At 57.0% G+C, this 15,955-nt stretch carries 14 protein-coding genes; 5 read left to right on the top strand and 9 right to left on the bottom strand.

The window, feature by feature from the left end:
• Positions 1-8: 8 nt before the first annotated feature.
• Positions 9-395, top strand: coding sequence for an ester cyclase (locus CFBP5499_RS25375; protein ID WP_080827585.1), 387 nt, complete (start codon positions 9-11; stop codon positions 393-395).
• A 73-nt stretch (positions 396-468) separates the two neighbouring features.
• Here the strand turns inward: CFBP5499_RS25375 and CFBP5499_RS25370 are convergent, their stop codons facing one another.
• Positions 469-636: an NYN domain-containing protein gene (locus tag CFBP5499_RS25370; protein ID WP_137066471.1), complete on the bottom strand. Its 168-nt coding sequence runs from the start codon at positions 634-636 to the stop codon at positions 469-471.
• Positions 637-989: 353 nt separating this feature from the next.
• Here CFBP5499_RS25370 and traA point away from each other — a divergent pair, with 353 nt between their 5' ends.
• The 3 genes from traA (at position 990) to CFBP5499_RS25355 (ending at position 6,224) form a co-directional block, all read left to right on the top strand.
• Positions 990-4,244 (top strand): Ti-type conjugative transfer relaxase TraA, encoded by a 3,255-nt coding sequence (gene traA / locus CFBP5499_RS25365; RefSeq protein WP_080827587.1) that lies wholly within the window; start codon positions 990-992, stop codon positions 4,242-4,244.
• A 605-nt stretch (positions 4,245-4,849) separates the two neighbouring features.
• Entirely contained in the window at positions 4,850-5,536 is a 687-nt protein-coding gene (locus tag CFBP5499_RS25360; protein ID WP_233284245.1) for a hypothetical protein, read from the top strand.
• 148 nt (positions 5,537-5,684) lie between these two features.
• Positions 5,685-6,224 carry a hypothetical protein gene (locus CFBP5499_RS25355; protein ID WP_080827588.1) on the top strand — a complete coding sequence of 180 codons (540 nt, stop codon included), beginning with the start codon at positions 5,685-5,687 and terminating at the stop codon, positions 6,222-6,224.
• Between the two features lie 460 nt (positions 6,225-6,684).
• Here the strand turns inward: CFBP5499_RS25355 and CFBP5499_RS25350 are convergent, their stop codons facing one another.
• The 6 genes from CFBP5499_RS25350 to CFBP5499_RS25320 all read right to left on the bottom strand — a co-directional run bounded on the left by CFBP5499_RS25350 (position 6,685) and on the right by CFBP5499_RS25320 (position 11,890).
• On the bottom strand, positions 6,685-7,299 hold the full coding sequence (locus CFBP5499_RS25350) for a hypothetical protein (RefSeq protein ID WP_080827589.1): 615 nt from the start codon (positions 7,297-7,299) through the stop codon (positions 6,685-6,687).
• A gap of 182 nt (positions 7,300-7,481) precedes the next feature.
• Positions 7,482-8,695 (bottom strand): IS3 family transposase gene (locus CFBP5499_RS25345; protein ID WP_137066218.1). Its coding sequence is split into 2 segments (ribosomal slippage): positions 7,482-8,359 and positions 8,359-8,695, totalling 1,215 coding nucleotides; the frame shifts between segments, so codons are not numbered across the junction.
• A gap of 320 nt (positions 8,696-9,015) precedes the next feature.
• The gene (locus CFBP5499_RS30590) at positions 9,016-9,459 is read right to left on the bottom strand and encodes a hypothetical protein (protein WP_233284244.1); all 444 of its coding nucleotides are present in this window, start codon (positions 9,457-9,459) and stop codon (positions 9,016-9,018) included.
• Between the two features lie 256 nt (positions 9,460-9,715).
• Entirely contained in the window at positions 9,716-9,979 is a 264-nt protein-coding gene (locus CFBP5499_RS25330; RefSeq protein WP_080827591.1) for a hypothetical protein, read from the bottom strand.
• A gap of 189 nt (positions 9,980-10,168) precedes the next feature.
• On the bottom strand, positions 10,169-11,236 hold the full coding sequence (locus CFBP5499_RS25325) for a D-alanine--D-alanine ligase family protein (RefSeq protein WP_080827592.1): 1,068 nt from the start codon (positions 11,234-11,236) through the stop codon (positions 10,169-10,171).
• Between the two features lie 36 nt (positions 11,237-11,272).
• A complete protein-coding gene (locus CFBP5499_RS25320) occupies positions 11,273-11,890 on the bottom strand; it encodes a C39 family peptidase (protein ID WP_080827593.1) in 618 nt (205 codons plus the stop codon).
• Positions 11,891-11,974: 84 nt separating this feature from the next.
• On the opposite strand from CFBP5499_RS25320, the gene CFBP5499_RS25315 reads away from it, so the two are divergent.
• Positions 11,975-12,652 carry a GntR family transcriptional regulator gene (locus CFBP5499_RS25315; RefSeq protein ID WP_080827594.1) on the top strand — a complete coding sequence of 226 codons (678 nt, stop codon included), beginning with the start codon at positions 11,975-11,977 and terminating at the stop codon, positions 12,650-12,652.
• Positions 12,653-12,916: 264 nt separating this feature from the next.
• Here the strand turns inward: CFBP5499_RS25315 and CFBP5499_RS25310 are convergent, their stop codons facing one another.
• Positions 12,917-14,233: an HlyD family type I secretion periplasmic adaptor subunit gene (locus CFBP5499_RS25310; protein ID WP_080827595.1), complete on the bottom strand. Its 1,317-nt coding sequence runs from the start codon at positions 14,231-14,233 to the stop codon at positions 12,917-12,919.
• Positions 14,230-15,945, bottom strand: coding sequence for a type I secretion system permease/ATPase (locus CFBP5499_RS25305; protein ID WP_080827596.1), 1,716 nt, complete (start codon positions 15,943-15,945; stop codon positions 14,230-14,232). Before CFBP5499_RS25305 ends, CFBP5499_RS25310 begins: the two co-directional genes overlap by 4 nt.
• Positions 15,946-15,955: the final 10 nt, after the last annotated feature.

Here is a 15,955-nt window from a genome sequence, read left to right as displayed (position 1 = left end):
AGAAACACATGCCGACACTCGATGACATCTATCTCGCCTATCTCGACTGCCTCAACCGTCAGGCCTTCGATGAACTCGGCACCTTCGTCGACGACACTGTCGAGCACAATGGCCGGCCGTTCGGGTTGTCAGGCTATCGCGACATGCTGGTGAAAGACTTTGCCGACATTCCCGACCTCAGGTTTGAGGCACAGATCCTTATAAGCAACGCGACCCGGATTGGCGCCCGGCTTTTGTTCGATTGCATGCCCAAAGCCACCTTCATGGACCTCCCCGTCAATGGCCGGCGCGTAAAATTCTGCGAGCATGTTTTTTACGAATTCGAACGCAACAGAATCCGAAACGTCTGGTCGGTCATCGACAAGGCCGCAATCGAGCGCCAGCTTGGCCGATAGCCAGCAAAAGCTAAACCGTTCTAACCCGCGTTGAGCGGTTTCTTGAGCAGTGGACAATCGGTCTTGCGCAGCATCATTTGCGGCAGCTGACGCCGCAGCAAGCCGGCTTTTTCCAGCCCCTCATGTTTGCCTGTGTCCAGTCGTGATGGATGTGCCGGATAGTCGCATCACCATGCATCGCGGTCACGCCGAACAGCCCCTCCATGATTTTTGACGACAGACTGTCACCGTCGATCAGCACCGCCAGCCTCTGCCTGTACCGACCCTCATGCTGACGGAGTTTGTGCGCCCCGGCCTGGCTCCCGCTCTTGCCTTCACCCTTCCAAACCGGCTCGCATGCATCACGATCTCCAACGTTCTCTTGCCTTTGAGGCAGGGTAGCGAGGATCAATTAGCAGCACATGCTGGTGCAGTTCTGCAGATAGCCATCCGCCCCCGTCCCGCTAGACTGAATTCAATAAGGGCGCACTTACGAGTTGCACCCTCGTTGCAAGCAAAACCGACGCCCCTGCCGGAGGGATCTGCGCCCAAGTGACGACGCAGCCCAGGCTCCAGCCCTCGGTCCTTTGCCGGCGCGTTTTATCGGGAGACGGCATGGCGATTTATCATTGCAGTGTAAAACCGATCGGACGCAGCGCCGGCAGAAGTGCGGTCGCCGCCATCGCCTATCGCACCGCCAGCAGGATCCTCAATGAACGTGAGTGCATTACTCACGACTTCACCGCAAAGCAGGGCGTGGTTCATGCGGAAATCATTCTGCCCGACGGTGTCGATGCCCCGTGGGCGCTGGATCGTTCCTCCCTCTGGAATGCCGCAGAGTTCGCCGAACGTCGCTGCGACGCCCGTGTCGCCCGCGAGTTCGAGATCGCCCTTCCGCATGAACTGACCGATACTGAGCGACTGTCGCTCACGCGTGCCTTCGCCGCCGATCTTGCCAATCGCTTTGGCGCTGCCGTCGACTTCGCCATTCATGTACCGCAAGGCAAAAGCGACGACCGCAATGTTCATGCCCATGTGGTGATGACCACCCGGGTGATTACGCCTTCCGGCCTTGCACAAAAGACATTGATCGAGCGGGAGAACAGATGGCTGATCGACAATGGCCTGCCGACCTCGCAGATGCAGATGAAGGCGGTGCGAGAGGCCTTTGCCGATCTCGTCAACCGGCACCTGCTGCGCGCCGGTCTCGATCGCCGCGTCGATCACCGCTCGCATCTGTCCCGTGGACTTGCCATCGAGCCAACCGCGCACATGGGCGTGCATGCCTCGCAGATGAAAAAGCGTGGTGTCGATGTCTCCCGGTGCCGGATCGAGGATGATGCCGCACGACGAAACGCCGAACTCATCCGCCGCCGTCCCGAACAGGTGCTTGCCCTCATCACATCAGACCAGAGCGTCTTTACCCGTCACGATATCGCAAGAACCCTCAGCCGCTACATCACCGATGCGGCCGCCTTCCACAATGCCCTTGCCGCCGTCATGGCCTCACCGCAGCTCGTCCTTCTGCAGCAGGAGCAGAGACACGAACCGGCCCGCTATTCTACCCGCGAGATGATCGAACTCGAACAACTGATGGCGCACAGTGCAGCAAGGATGGCGGCGCGATCAGGTCACGCTGTGAGAGCGACAACGGCTACAAATGCAATCGTCCGGCAGAACGAAGACCTCACAGGAAGGGGTCTCAGCGACGAGCAGAAAAGAGCCGTGTTGCATGTCACCGGACCCGAACAGATATCGGCGGTGATCGGCTTTGCCGGCGCCGGCAAGTCGACCATGCTGACGGCGGCACGGCGGGCATGGGAAGCCGACGGTTATCGTGTCCATGGTGCTGCCCTTGCCGGCAAGGCAGCGGAGGGACTGTCCGCATCATCAGGCATAGCGTCGCGCACGCTGGCGTCGTGGGAGCTTGGCTGGGAGAACGAAAGATCCATGCTCGGCCCAAAAGACATTTTTGTCATCGACGAGGCCGGCATGATCGGCAGCCGGCAGCTTTGCCGCTTCGTCAGGGAGATCGAGGCGCGCGGCGCCAAACTGGTGCTGGTCGGCGATCACGAGCAGTTGCAGGCGATCGGTGCCGGCTCCCCCTTCCGGGCCATCACCGAACGGATCGGCGCCATCGAACTGACCGAAATCCGGCGCCAGACAGAAGACTGGCAAAGACAGGCCTCGATCGCCTTTGCCACCCATCGCACACATGACGCTCTGGCCGATTACGCCAGGCAGAATGCCATCCGCTTTGCTAACGACCGCGCACAGGCATGCGCAGACCTCGTGCGTGACTATCTCGCCGACAGACTACAAAATCCGGATCAGTCCCGCATCGCCCTTGCCCATCGCCGTGTCGATGTCCGCGCCATCAATGACGCCATCCGGGAAGGCCTTCAGGCGGAAGGTGTTCTGGCAAAAGGTAGCAGCCGGTCCGTCACCGCGAATGCTGAATATGGCGTCAGGGACAGGGCCGAGCAAACGGATGGCGAGATCGTCTATCGGACGGTTAATGGCAGCCGTGCCTTTGCCTCAGGCGACCGCATCGTTCTGCTGCGGAACGATCGCTGGCTGGGCGTCAAAAACGGCATGCTGGGGACGGTGGACGCCGTCGAACCGGACGCATTACATTTGCGGCTCGACGGATTGTCGGGCGGACCGCAAACCGGCCGCAGGCTGACTATCCACCCCAAAGACTATCAATCCTTTGATCATGGCTACGCCACCACGATCCACAAGGCGCAAGGCGCCACCGTCGACCGGTCCTTCGTCATGGCATCCGCCAGCATGGACCGGCATCTGACCTACGTCGCCATGACCCGCCATCGTCATCAGGCAATGCTTTATGCTGGACGTGACGAGTTCAAAAACATCAAGGATCTCACCGCCAGCCTCGGCCGCTCGGGGCTGAAAGAAACCACGCTCGATTATACCGACACCTTTGCCGAGCGCCGCGGGCTGAAGGAGCAAAAGGAAGACGGGATCCGGCAGCAGCAACGGGTCAGGCAAACCGCCTTGCGGCAGACGGCAGAACGACGGGGACCACGACAGGGCGTAGACATCGACCGCGTTGCAGACCGCGACCTGCATCTTCAGCATCAAACGCCTCAAGTCGCCGCACCGCTTGTGCCCGCCATCACCCGCTACGACAAATCCGTCGATGAGATCGCCCTCGAAAAAGCGCGGCCGGAACTGGAGCGCGGCATGGAGGTGGTGCGCAATGTCGCCATCCGTGTCTATCATGATGCCTTCAGCGCATCCGAAGCCATCAAACAATACCTGCTCGATCCCGCCACCGATCCTGCCATTCTGGCAAGAGCGATCCGGGAACGCCCCGACCGGTTCGGAGCGCTCCGCGGCAAGTCCGGCATCCTCGGTGACAACAGGGAGAGGAAAGAGGCGCTGCACTACGCCCGGTCGGTCGCATCGCTTGTCGAGAATACCGCCAGAACATGGGAACGGCAGCTGGAGCGCGAACGCAACTCCGAAACATGGAAGCGCGAGAAATGCGATGTCGTCGAGGTCCCCGCCCTCACACCGCGCAGCCAGGAAATCCTCACACACCTCGACGCCCTGCCATATAGCGAAAAGCCGGGTTACGTGAAGCAGATGATGAACTCGGCAGAAGGCCGCAAGGCGCTGGAGGAAGCGCAGGATATCGACAACGCCCTGCAAACACGGTTCGGTACGGCAAACCTGCGCAACGAGCATCTGGACAGGCTCCGAATTACGGCAGACGCGCATGTCTCCGTCGAACGGATCAAACAGGTGACCGGACTGGTGGAGCGGACGCATCGCGCTGCACTGGTCGAAAAACAGACCCTCACCCTTGGCCAGACGCAAAGGCTCGGCCTGCGGATATGACAACAGTGATTGCTCGGGCTTTAAATGTCAGGCGGCTGGGACGACCAACAAGGCTTGGAACGCTCCGCAACGAAAAGGAATTTGGAAGTTGGCTGGGATCTCTACTCCAAAAGGACGAAAAGGTTCGTGAGGTTGAATTGGTCGACGTAATTGGGAACCGGAGTTCGTTCTGGGCACGCGGCTACGAAGCTTTAGAGGTTGAGGCTTCTCGGAATGCGCGTCCTCTGGTAGAAAAAAGGCGGCGGTCCGAAAATGTGAAGCCTAACTGGCAGATCCTGCGGCAAGGCAGTTGAACCGCCGTGGGGCAGAAGCGCGAAGCGGGGCCCCAATAAGACACCCAGAATTTTAAGATGAACGGAAAAAGCCTCCTTCACATGTACTACGAGCAGAAATTAGAGGATGATTTAGCACCTGATCGCCATAAGGAGTCCCCCCTTTGCGGCGGTCACGCTTTTCGTCGTTGTATTCGTGGTGGGCGCTGCGCTTGATACCGCCTGGGTCTATCCACAGCAAGGTTATCATGTCATCGGCAGCCACTGGCGTTCTGACTAGCGAATAAAGCCGGTTAGGTCGTCTTTTTCATTTGGAACGCGCGGAGCTCTCAATTGCAGACGGATGACCCTCCGACGTACAGCTTTACCACGCAAGTCGCGATCCCCTATCAAATCTCCCCAAGGTTCACGATGGTCACGACGTCTTACGCCATTGACGCCAAAGGCCTTTTGATGAGGCAAGGACAGTCTTTGAGACTGATCCCGTGGACATCTATTCGGTTCCTGCACATTCACGTAACGAGTGGAGTCGGCTCCACTGGATTTCCGGTCTACACCGCGCGTTTGCGGATGCTCTTCGTATCTAAGGAGATTTCCTCACTGCATTGGCAAGGAGAGACACGTATCGATCAATCCGCCGACTACGTTCGCTTCATGGAAGAACTAATTCCTTTTGCAGTCGCCTGTAACCCGCGTCTTCGCCTCCGATACGGCGGCGACCCTATGCTGGAGGCTGCGATCCCGGCGGTGCTCTTTCTCGTCTCTATGCCGTTCTTGTTGATACCGTTTTTGATCATTAAACCGCTCGGTGCTCTTCTTTCTGGCTTCAAATTTCCTGGGTTGAACAAATTCGGAGCTAGGCCCGTAGTAGCGACGATCATCGCGGGGGTTGGTGTGGTGCTTAACATGCTCCCATGGTCCACCGGTAAGCATTTCAAGGCCGACGATCTGCCAACCGCAGAGCTGCCTCCCAAATATCGGCGACGCCAGCAGATCGCGATATCTGAGCTACGCCGATGATACAGCTACATCGAGTGCCGGTCTCCTTGCGGAGATTGTCCCACAAATTGCCTCGACAGACTTCAAGTTTAGCACAGCAATGACTTACATTTTCAAGCAGGCGTATTAGTTCGTCCATTCATGCTAATCGGCCAATAGGGATCCCAAAGTGACCGAAGATTCAGTCATCTTGTTAGAGAGAAAGTTCATCAAGGCATCTGTTGTCTCGTATTTTACAGCATATATTGCTGGTAGCGTGATATCGCCGCTTCTTTGGTCTGGAGTTGACCACCTCAATGCAGCCGCGTTCTGGATGTTTTGGCCAGTAAATTTGCGTTACATTATTCAAATAACAGGACATTTTGGCAGCATTGACGGTTGGAATAGCTTTTTATTCTCTAATTACATCATCAGTTTGTTAATGATTATAAGGATGATCTATCTTTTTTCAGTGGAGCTTTCCAAGCCGCACGATAGCTTCACCTGGGGCATTACTAAAGTCCACCTGATGGTTATACCGTTCGCACTGATAGCTCTATTCCTCCCCTTCCGAGAGGGGCCACGATCCTACGGAATGACGTTTTACGATGGTCCAGTCGGCAGCTCCCTAAAAAGCAATTTTCTCGTTGCGATTTTTTATTTCAGCATCACAGACCCGGTCGTGAAGTTCGTAAGCTGGCTGAAATTCTCCTTTTATCCGCGAGGTTAGTTAAATTTCAAGCAGAAGCAGCAGCTGCGACCGATCGGCGCTCTGGCAAGAACCTGTTTGCTTATGAAGCCCCTGACTTCGCGACCTTGTTTGCAGGGCTCAGACGCCACGCGATTACGATCGAAAATGGCCGATAAGTGCGTGGCTTACGCGCACTTACAGAAGGCGGGTACGCGCGTGTTCGCCACGGTGGTAATGTTCATTGATTGTAGTCCGCAATAGGCCGGTAGCGGAAGATCGACCGCTTCCGGAAAATGCGCCAGCACGGGTCGTCGCAAGGTCGACTGACGCCCACGTGTGCGGCCATCACGGTCGTCGAGCACGTTGGTCCCACACGTCGAAGCAGGCCTCGCCGTTGTGCAGAAAGCAGTCTTTGGTGATAATTCCTAAATCGACAAGATTGGGTAGGCGAATGTCTCAGATATCCGGCGAAGCAGTCCCGTCCTACCGCCACCAGGTTTCAGTTGCTCCAACCAATCTGAAACCTGTCAAATCGGACTTCACTAATGGGATGTCCCGACGGGTCGAGTCTGATCGAGCGAAGCAAGAGGTTAAGGTTGGGAGAGTAATATTGTTCAAAGATTATCGGAGACAGTCCTTGCAGCTCCACGCGGCTTTTCACCACCCAAACCGGATACGAGCAGAATCCAATTGTTTCCTCGGCCCATTTTTCGAAGGTGATGGTGGTCGTGCCCGCAACCGTTTTCTGACCATTTACAAACAGCGTTGTACCGGATCGCCAGTTTCCCTTTAATGGCAAATCGTCGAGCGTCGTCGCATCCGAGTAGATCAGCTCTTGCGCGCCCTTCGCGCTGATCCGTTTGGTGACGAGCAAGGGGTGCAGATATTCCGCAGATATTGGCTCCAGCGAACCGCGCCGTACCATCAGCCGCTGCTCGGTTAACCCTGATTGAGTCGGTTTATAGAAGACGGAGAAAAATGGTTGCTCTCTGGTGAGGAGCACGCCCTGCTTGGTTTCATTTGGGGTCAAGCAATGCCCAAACGCTGGAACAGCTGAAACTATACCGGCCAAAAGAAACAAACTTCTCAGCACAGCCGCCCCCCTACCCTGCATCGCATACCGCTACCATAACGCGTGCGAATAGTCATTCGAGCGAATTTTGGTGATCCCCTCATTTGGGACCGGCCGAATAAGGCTACGTTGCTGCACTCTCAACACCATTGCAGACATCAAGATGCGTGTGCTGACAGTCAATGCCGAGACCTGGAGTGCCCCCGTTTCGCCGGACATGTCGGCTAGATTGATTTAGCCCTGATGAACTGCCGAGGGGAAGCCATCTTGAGAGCGGAATGGGGATGGATTTCATTGTAGTCCTCGATCCATCCGTCGATGAGACGGAGCGCCGTTTCGGCGTCCGGTAGTGCCGAGATGCGGACGTAATCTCGCTTCAGGGTTTTGACGAAAGCTTCTGACATTCCGTTCGACTGCGGACTGGCCACCGGCGTGAAGCAGGGCGTCAGGTTGAGCGCCTGGGCGAACAGCTTCGTATCCCTCGCGGTGTAAGCCGACCCATTGTCCGACAGATGTTCGATTGGATGTGGGGCTCTGGTTCCGTTGAAGCGTTTCTCGACCGCCTCCAGCATCATATCGCGCACGTCCGAGCCGGAGATGCCCGCATTGGCAACTGCCGTCCAGGCAATGATCTCGCGGTCGAAGGCGTCGATAATGAAGGCGAGACGAATGACCTCACCATTCCAGCAAGTGAACTCCAGACCGTCGGAGCACCAGCGCAGGTTTGAGCGCATGACCATGACCTTGCCGTCATGGATGCGGCCCTTGCGAACGGCCGTATGCTTCTCCAGCAACATGGCGTGGTTGCCCATGATGCGGTGAACCCGTTTGGCGTTGACGACAGGCTTATCGGCGGCTCGCCTTTCGCGATTGAGGAGCGCGGCGATCCGCCGATAGCCGTAGGTCGGCCTTTGATCCACCAGCCTGCGAATGGCGGGCAGAAGCTCCGCATCCTCGGCCTTGTGGTAGGCTCCGCGCGGCTTTGATTTGCCTTTCAGCCGCTCGATGAGGTTGGAACGGGAGACGCCTAGCGTGTCTGCGACGGCCTTCATCGCGAACCGTCCTTCGGCAACAAGATCGGCCGCGATATCCGTTTTTTTGAGTCCGCTTTGGAAAGGGCTTCGCGGAGGATTTCGACCTCCATCGTCTTGCGACCGAGCATGCGCTCCAACTCCCGGACGCGATCCTCCAGTTTCTTCACTTCCGAATTCCCGACAACCGGCTCGTCAGAATCCACGGCTGCAGCACCTCCCTCGCTCAAGAGCCTGCGCCACCGATAAAGCAAATTGGGCGCGACGCCATGACGGCGAGCGGTCGAAGATACCGTCTCGCCGGGTTCGAAACTCTGCTCAATGATTGTCAGCTTTTGCTCGGTTGTCCACCGCCTGCGGCGAACATCACCCGTCAGCAATTCAACGTGTCGATACTCGTTAGACATAAGCCTGTCCTCAAGCCTGTGCTTGAGCCTTTCTGCTTATGCCGACTGTCCGGTCGAAATGGGGGGCAGTTCAAGACCCCTACTCGGCAGCCATGGCCCTAGTAAACCGCGGCTCCTCTAAAATCACGGACCCTGCATCGCCTTGATAGGAATCGAACCGTCGACCACGCGCCGTGGATTGGCTAAGCACTTGCAACACAATTCATTCACACTCGCTGGCGCCGCCCTAACTTGGTTTTGCTGGCTAATCGAAATGATGCGCACCGAAAGAATAATCGACCGAACGGCGGGATAGCTAAGGTCGCCAAGTCGCTGAGAAATCAGCGCGGAGACGGAGAGGAAGGTGCTGCGGATAACGCTGGCTTGTGATCGCACACCGCTTTCAAAAGCGAGATTGTCGTCGCTTGAACAGTTTTCGGAATATCCGCATATCCTTCCCTGTACTGAAGCTCCCATGACTGTGCTAGCGAGGCCTGCATCCATTCTCTCGGCGACTGCCAATGCAGCGGCGGCCCTGTCTTGAATGGCAAGAGAGCTTCGAGAACGTATCCATCGCCGAGTGCCTTGGCGGTGCACGCGATATCGAACATGTCACGTGGCTGAAGAGAGGATCCTCGATAGTGAACTTTCTTCGCGATGATTTCGCCCGGGGTCTCAAGGTCAACTTCGATTCCACGTACTGCGACACGGGATGTGGGATCGTTGGTCAGACTTAGAGCGCAAATAAAGTCGATTTCACCGATGCCCGCAAACACGATTTTCAACGCACGCGTCCCGTCCGAAACCTGGGTTCACCTGCAGGGTATAGCCCTGTGTTGTCGGGTTCAGATATGGGAGGACCTGCGGATCATCGATGAAAATGTCGATATCGAAGCTTTCACGATGGTTTATCTGGAGCATAAGGGGCGGTGCCACCGCCGAAAGTCCAGCTATCCAGGAGTTTGAAAGAAGAGTTCGCCTGATTGATAATTGACACAGCCTGGTCGAAAAGGCTTTCCCATTGGCTCATCAGGACAGCCCTCAAGCGGCTAGGGCGAGGGGATATCCAGCCAGCTGCGAGAATTTCTGGGCAATCTCGGATGCGGTGCCGTGGTCGATTTCCATCTCGTCCAGGAACTGGTGCTGGAGGTCGGCTTTCACTTCGGAATAGAATGAGAATGCGGAAGCATCGAAATTGTCAACGCTCGCAAAATCCGAAATCTTCGAAGCGAGTTGCTCTGCCGAAAGGTTCGTCCCGTAAGGGGCGTTCACCGTCGACAGTACCTTAATCGCCACGCTAGACATCGTTATCACCACCAGTTTTCAATAAGTTATGTAATACATACCCGCAAAAAACGCACGAAACACAGCAGACGCAGGCATGCAACGGCAATTAATCCGGCTTATTCCAGTTCTTGTGACAAGAAGAGACGAAGCTGCGGTGTTTTTCTTCCCGGTGCATGTCTACCACACCGGGAAGAGACATTTTGCGGCTCAGAGGCCGGCGCGTGCGAGACCATGCTCGACCAGCCGATCGATGACATCAGGATAGCTGACGCCGCTTGCAGCCATCGCCTTCGCATACATGCTGATATCGGTGAATCCGGGAATGGTGTTCACCTCGTTGACCAAAAAAGCCATGTCCTCGGTCAGGAAGAAATCGACACGCGCCATACCGTCACAACCGAGCGCCCGGAAGGCAAGGGCTGCAGTCTCGCGGATCTTCGTCTCGACCTCTGGGGGAAGCTCTGCCGGAACCTTCAGCGCCGCGCCATCCTCGTCGATATATTTCGCATCGTAGCTATAGAAGCCGTGGCTGTCGGCCGGGATTATCTCACCCGGGCGGGAAACGAATAGGCCACCCTTGGTGTCCTCAAGCACGCTGCACTCAATCTCGCGGCCGCGGATGAATTCTTCGGCAAGCAGTTTGCGGTCATGCTTGAAGGCTTCCGCGAGCGCCGGCGCAAATTCCTGACTGCCGGAAACCTTGCGCACCCCGACCGAAGAGCCCTGACGCGCCGGCTTGACGAACAGCGGCAACCCCAACTCGCTTTCAAGCTCGTCGAAGGACGGCGCCCGATCCGCATGCACGGTCACAGCTCGCGCCACCGGCAGCCCCGCCGCCCGCAGCAGCTGCTTGGCGATATCCTTGTCGAGCGCCGTCGCCGAGCCCAGGATGCCGCAGCCGACCAGCGGCACGCGGGCCACTTCCGCCAGCCCTTGCACCGAGCCGTCCTCGCCGAAAATGCCGTGCAGCACCGGGAAAAGGATATCGATCTTCCCGGCATCGCTCATCCTGCCTCCGTCGATAGCGATCATCCGTCCGAGCCCACCGGGCACCAGCGCGATTTCGGTACCGCTTGCCGGCTTGGCGAGCACGCCATTTTCGAAACGGCTGAGCAGCCACTCGCCTTCCCGCGTAACGAAGATCGGCACGGCCTCATATTTCGAGGGCTCCAGTGCCCCTACGACATTCGCCGCCGACATGACGGAGACGTCGTGTTCGGCCGAGCGGCCGCCGAACAGAACGGCGACACGCAGCCTGCCGCGGGAAGACGTCATGAAAATCTCCAAACTGATCTGGTGTCGAAATAGATGTTAGAAGCCGATCGCGATGCCGCGATTGGCGAAGAAGCGGTCGAATACGGCAAGCGGCAGCGCGACATCCGCCCGGCTCGCGGCATCATGGCCGGATGGATTGTGGAAACGGACCGTCTCAGCCGAGGCTGCCGTCACCAGAACGAGATGCCCGCCTTTTGAAGGTGGCATGCGTTCCGGGCACCGTATGTTGCTATTGACGGAGGCGATGAAGAATGGCCGTTCGGCGAGCATGCCCGGGATGTTCTCTGTCGCGACTCCCGTTATTACTTCTGCCGTGAGTCCGAAGCGTTCGCGCACATAGATCACGAAAGGCGCGTAGATCAGCCCCTTGATCGAGGCATCGAGCTCGTTGACGACATAGCCACCATAGGCGGTGCAGGCGCGGGCGAGAGCAAGCGTCGGATGCAGGTCGCCCCGCGCTGCCAGGATCATCTTCAGGCAGGCCATGCCGCAGACATTGACCGCCCAGCGCGCGTATTCCTCGATCGTCTCGGCGCCAGATTGCCGCCAGAGCGGATCGCGCAGCAGCGCCGCAGATCCTTCGGCAAGCACGGGCAACGTCATTTCCGGCGTTTCCCACTGGCTGAAATAAGGAACGACATCTGACAAGGGCATGGCAAAAATCTCCTGCAGGTGTATACTCGTATACGAGATTCGCTGACGTAATCAAGATGATTGCTGGTTCGGAAAAGGTTGGGCATGGACGATTTCGCCGCAGTAAATGTTGAAGCCATCCGGCCAGAGACTGTGGCGGATCGCATCGCGAGGATCCTGAGGGAAGCGATTTCCGGTGGTGAGCTTCGCGGTGGCGTCGCGCTGCGGCAAGACGAACTGGCCTCACGATTTGGTTTCAGCCGCATGCCTGTGCGTGATGCGTTGAGGCTTCTGGAAAGCGAGGGCCTCGTAACCATTCACCCGACGAAGGGCGCTTTCGTGGCAAGAATGGATGCCAAGGAGATTGCGGAGATCTATTCCATTCGCTCACTATTGGAGACGGAAGCCCTGCACCTGTCATATGCTGGGTTAACGACGGCCGATCTGGACAGGGCTGCAACGCTTCTCGCACAGATCGACACTGAGACGGATGTGGGGCGTTGGGGGACGCTGAATAAGCAGTTCCACATGACACTTTACGGCGCCTGCCAAAATGAGCGGCTTATCGGCCTTATCGCTACCCACCATGATGCAGCCGACCGCTACGTACGTGTATTGCTATCCAGCTTGGACTATGAGCAGCAATCGCAGGAGGAGCACCGTGCTCTACTAAAGGCTTGCAGAGATCGGAATATCGACGCTGCAAGTGCAATTTTGCAGCGTCATTTGCTTGAAGGATGTCGCAAGCTCAGCGCGGCCGCTCAGCGTTTGATTATGCCTTGAACGGCAGCGGAGGGGCCAACGTCAGCTTTTTGACCGAGATGAGCGAAAGGTCTTTTGTCCTGGGATCAACTGTCGCGAGACGGCGAGAGGGATATTTGGCCGACCCTTTTTCTGTGGAACCGTGAGCATATGACCGGTCACACTATTTTCTTGCCGCGCCCGCCGCCAAGTCCCAACGAGACATCAACCCCACTGCCCTCCAAAGAAATCCCGGGATCAGTCCAAACAATCAACCACTGTCTTGTTCCTTTGTCGCCGTGATCATCAATCCTCGCGCATAGCTCTGTTGATCTGGTCGGCGAGCGGTTTGACGAGATAGGATAGTGCGGTTCTTTCGCTCGTCTTGATATACGCTTCGACCGGCATGCCTGCGAGCAGACTGAGGTTACCCAGCTTCGACAGTTCCTCCGGCTCGATCTGGATACGGGCCGTATACCAGCTCTCACCCGTTTGTGGATTGTGAGCCAGGTCAGCGGCGACCGTTCCCACCTGCCCAGCAATTTCCGGAGTTGTACGCTGGTTAAAAGCCGAAAATCGTAGGACTGCCTGCTGGCCGACATGCATCTGGTCAATGTCGGCGGGCTGTATGTGAGCTTCCACGACGAGACGGTCATGAACCGGGACGACCTGCATAATGGTCTCACCTGCCCCTATGACACCGCCAATGGTATGGACCGCCAGTTCATGAACTATGCCATCCTGCGGGGATCGGACGTCGATGCGTTTCAACTGGTCTTCGGCCGTGACCTTTTGTTCTGTTAGCTCAGCGAGTTTGTTATCGACGTCGCGTAATTCCGTCAGGACTTCGGCCAGGCGATCCTGATCAAGCTGAAGGATCTGGAGTTCTGTCTCTGTGACGCGCGTAGCTGCCCTTGCAATCTCGGCCATCAACTGGCCACGTTCGCCATCCAATTGAGCCCGCAGTCGCTCCAGTTCTGCAAGACGGTTGAACTGGATCAGTTGCTGATCGGCGAGGCTTCTGACACGGACGAGTTCCTGTCCAATCCACGACAACTCCTCTTCCTTGGCATTCTTACGAACAACGAGCCCCTCGTTTTCTTGAAGTATCTGGTCTATGCGCTGCCTGAGCTGAGCCTTCTGACCATCGAGCGTTTGTTTACGAGCGGCAAAAAGAGCCACCTCAGCTTTAATATATTCGACGCTGTCTGCTTCAGCCTTCTGGCCAAGAGATATTGCCGGAGCCGTGATTACCGGCGCATTCTCGCGCTCGGCTGAAAGTCGCATTCGTCGGGCGTTCAACTGATCAATCTGTTTCGTTACCATGGCCAGCCCGGCTCGCGTCACTGTATCGTCAAGGCGGATCAATAGATCACCGGCCTTGACGACAGCCCCATTGCGCACCCGGATATCACCGACAATGCCGCCTTCTCGATGCTGGATACGTTTGACGTTGCCATCGACAACAACGGTACCCGCACCCACCACTGCACCGGAAAGATTTGCAGTCGCGGCCCAGCCACCAACACCCAAGACCATCAAGGCAATGGTTCCCGCTCCCGCAATCGTATAAAGCCGGATAGAGTGGCTGGCAGCGCTTGGTTTCGAGGTGTTGGGATTCATGCTTTTTCCGATACAGCGCGCATTGTCGTTTTACGCAGCACCTCGTCACGCGGCCCGAAGGCAACCATCGCGCCTTGAGCAAGAACGAGAACATTGTCCACGGCAGAAAGCGCATTGGGCCGATGGGCGACAATCACCACGATGGCACCTCGTTGCCGTGCGGTGGCGATGGCATTCGTCAACGCCAGTTCGCCTTCGGCGTCTAAGCTGGCGTTTGGCTCGTCCAGAACGATCAGAAACGGATTACCAAACAGCGCGCGGGCGAGCCCAATCCTCTGGCGCTGTCCGGCAGAAAGAGACGCGCCACCGTTACCAATCCTTGTGTCGTATCCGTCCGGCATGGACAGAATGAGCTCGTGCACATCGGCCTGTTTCGCCGCCTCGATCACATCAGACGGGCTAGCCGATCCCGAAAACCGACTGATATTTTCCGCTATTGTTCCATCAAACAATTCCACACCCTGCGGCAGGTAACCGATCGACGGGCCAAGCGCTTCCGGATGCCACTGGTCAATCTCCGCCCCGTCCAGCCTGACGGTTCCGCGTGCCGGAGGCCATATGCCGACCAAAGCCCGCACAAGCGTGGATTTCCCGGAACCACTAGGACCAATAATACCCAGTCCCTGCCCCGCTGTAAGCGAGAAGGTGACGTCCCGGACAGTGGGGGATTGGTTGCCTGGAGCTACAACGGCAACACCGGATACAGACAGTGTTTTTGACGGTGCAGGAAGAGCCATTCTTTCCTGATCCGGGCCAATCCTGTCGAGGAGTTGACCAAGGCGCGCCTTTGCCTGCCGAAAGTTGATGAATCCACGCCATTGACCAATCGCCTGCTCAATTGGGGCAAGCGCTCTCGATGTCAGAATAGAAGACGCAATCATCGCTCCCGGCGAAGCAAGCTGCTTAATGGCAAGCCACGCTCCCAGCGCGAGAACGGCAGATTGCAGTGCCAAGCGAAAAATCTTCGAGAAGGTTGAGAAGCTGCTCGTCGCATCGCTCGCGTGCCGCTGTTCCTCAACATAGGCTGAGTTTGTCTCGTGCCATTTACGAGCGTAGGCACTTTTCATGCCCATAGCGTGCAACGCTTCTGCATTCCGCCGCCCAGCCTCAATGTAATCGGCGCGCGCGGATGAGAGCGCGGCTACCCGCCGCGTGGGGTCACGCAGAACCGCATCGCTGCAAAGCGTCAGCACGATCAGCAAAGCCGCACCGGCAATCGCGAGCCACCCCAGATAAGCGTGAAACAGAAACAATATGCCGATGTAAAGCGGCAGCCATGGCATGTCGCAGATGGCCACCGGACCCGGTCCGCTCATGAACTGGCGCATATGTTCGAGATCGCGAACAGGCTGTGCCGCCACCTCCTTTTTTGACATTCTGAGGGGAAGCAACATCACCGCATCGAAAGTCGGACCGCCAAGTTGTTCTTCGATCCTCTCACCGATGCGCGAGAGAATTCTGGACCTTATCAGCTCAAGAATTCCCAGAAACAGGTAGAGGACGATGGCGAGCATCGACAAGGCGACAAGTGTTGGAACACTGCGGCTTGAGAGAACCCGATCATAGACCTGCATCATAAAAAGCGGGCCAGTCAGCATCAGAATATTGGTGAACGCGCTGAGAAGAGCAACGGACCCAAACGCATTGCGTGTTGCGCGCAAGGCAGCGACGACCGGAGGTCGCCGCACTTCAGTATTCGAATATTTGGACAAGCGTCATATC

The organism is Agrobacterium tumefaciens, assembly GCF_005221325.1.
Lineage (GTDB): Bacteria > Pseudomonadota > Alphaproteobacteria > Rhizobiales > Rhizobiaceae > Agrobacterium.
This window is presented reverse-complemented; position numbering and strand designations above follow the sequence as displayed.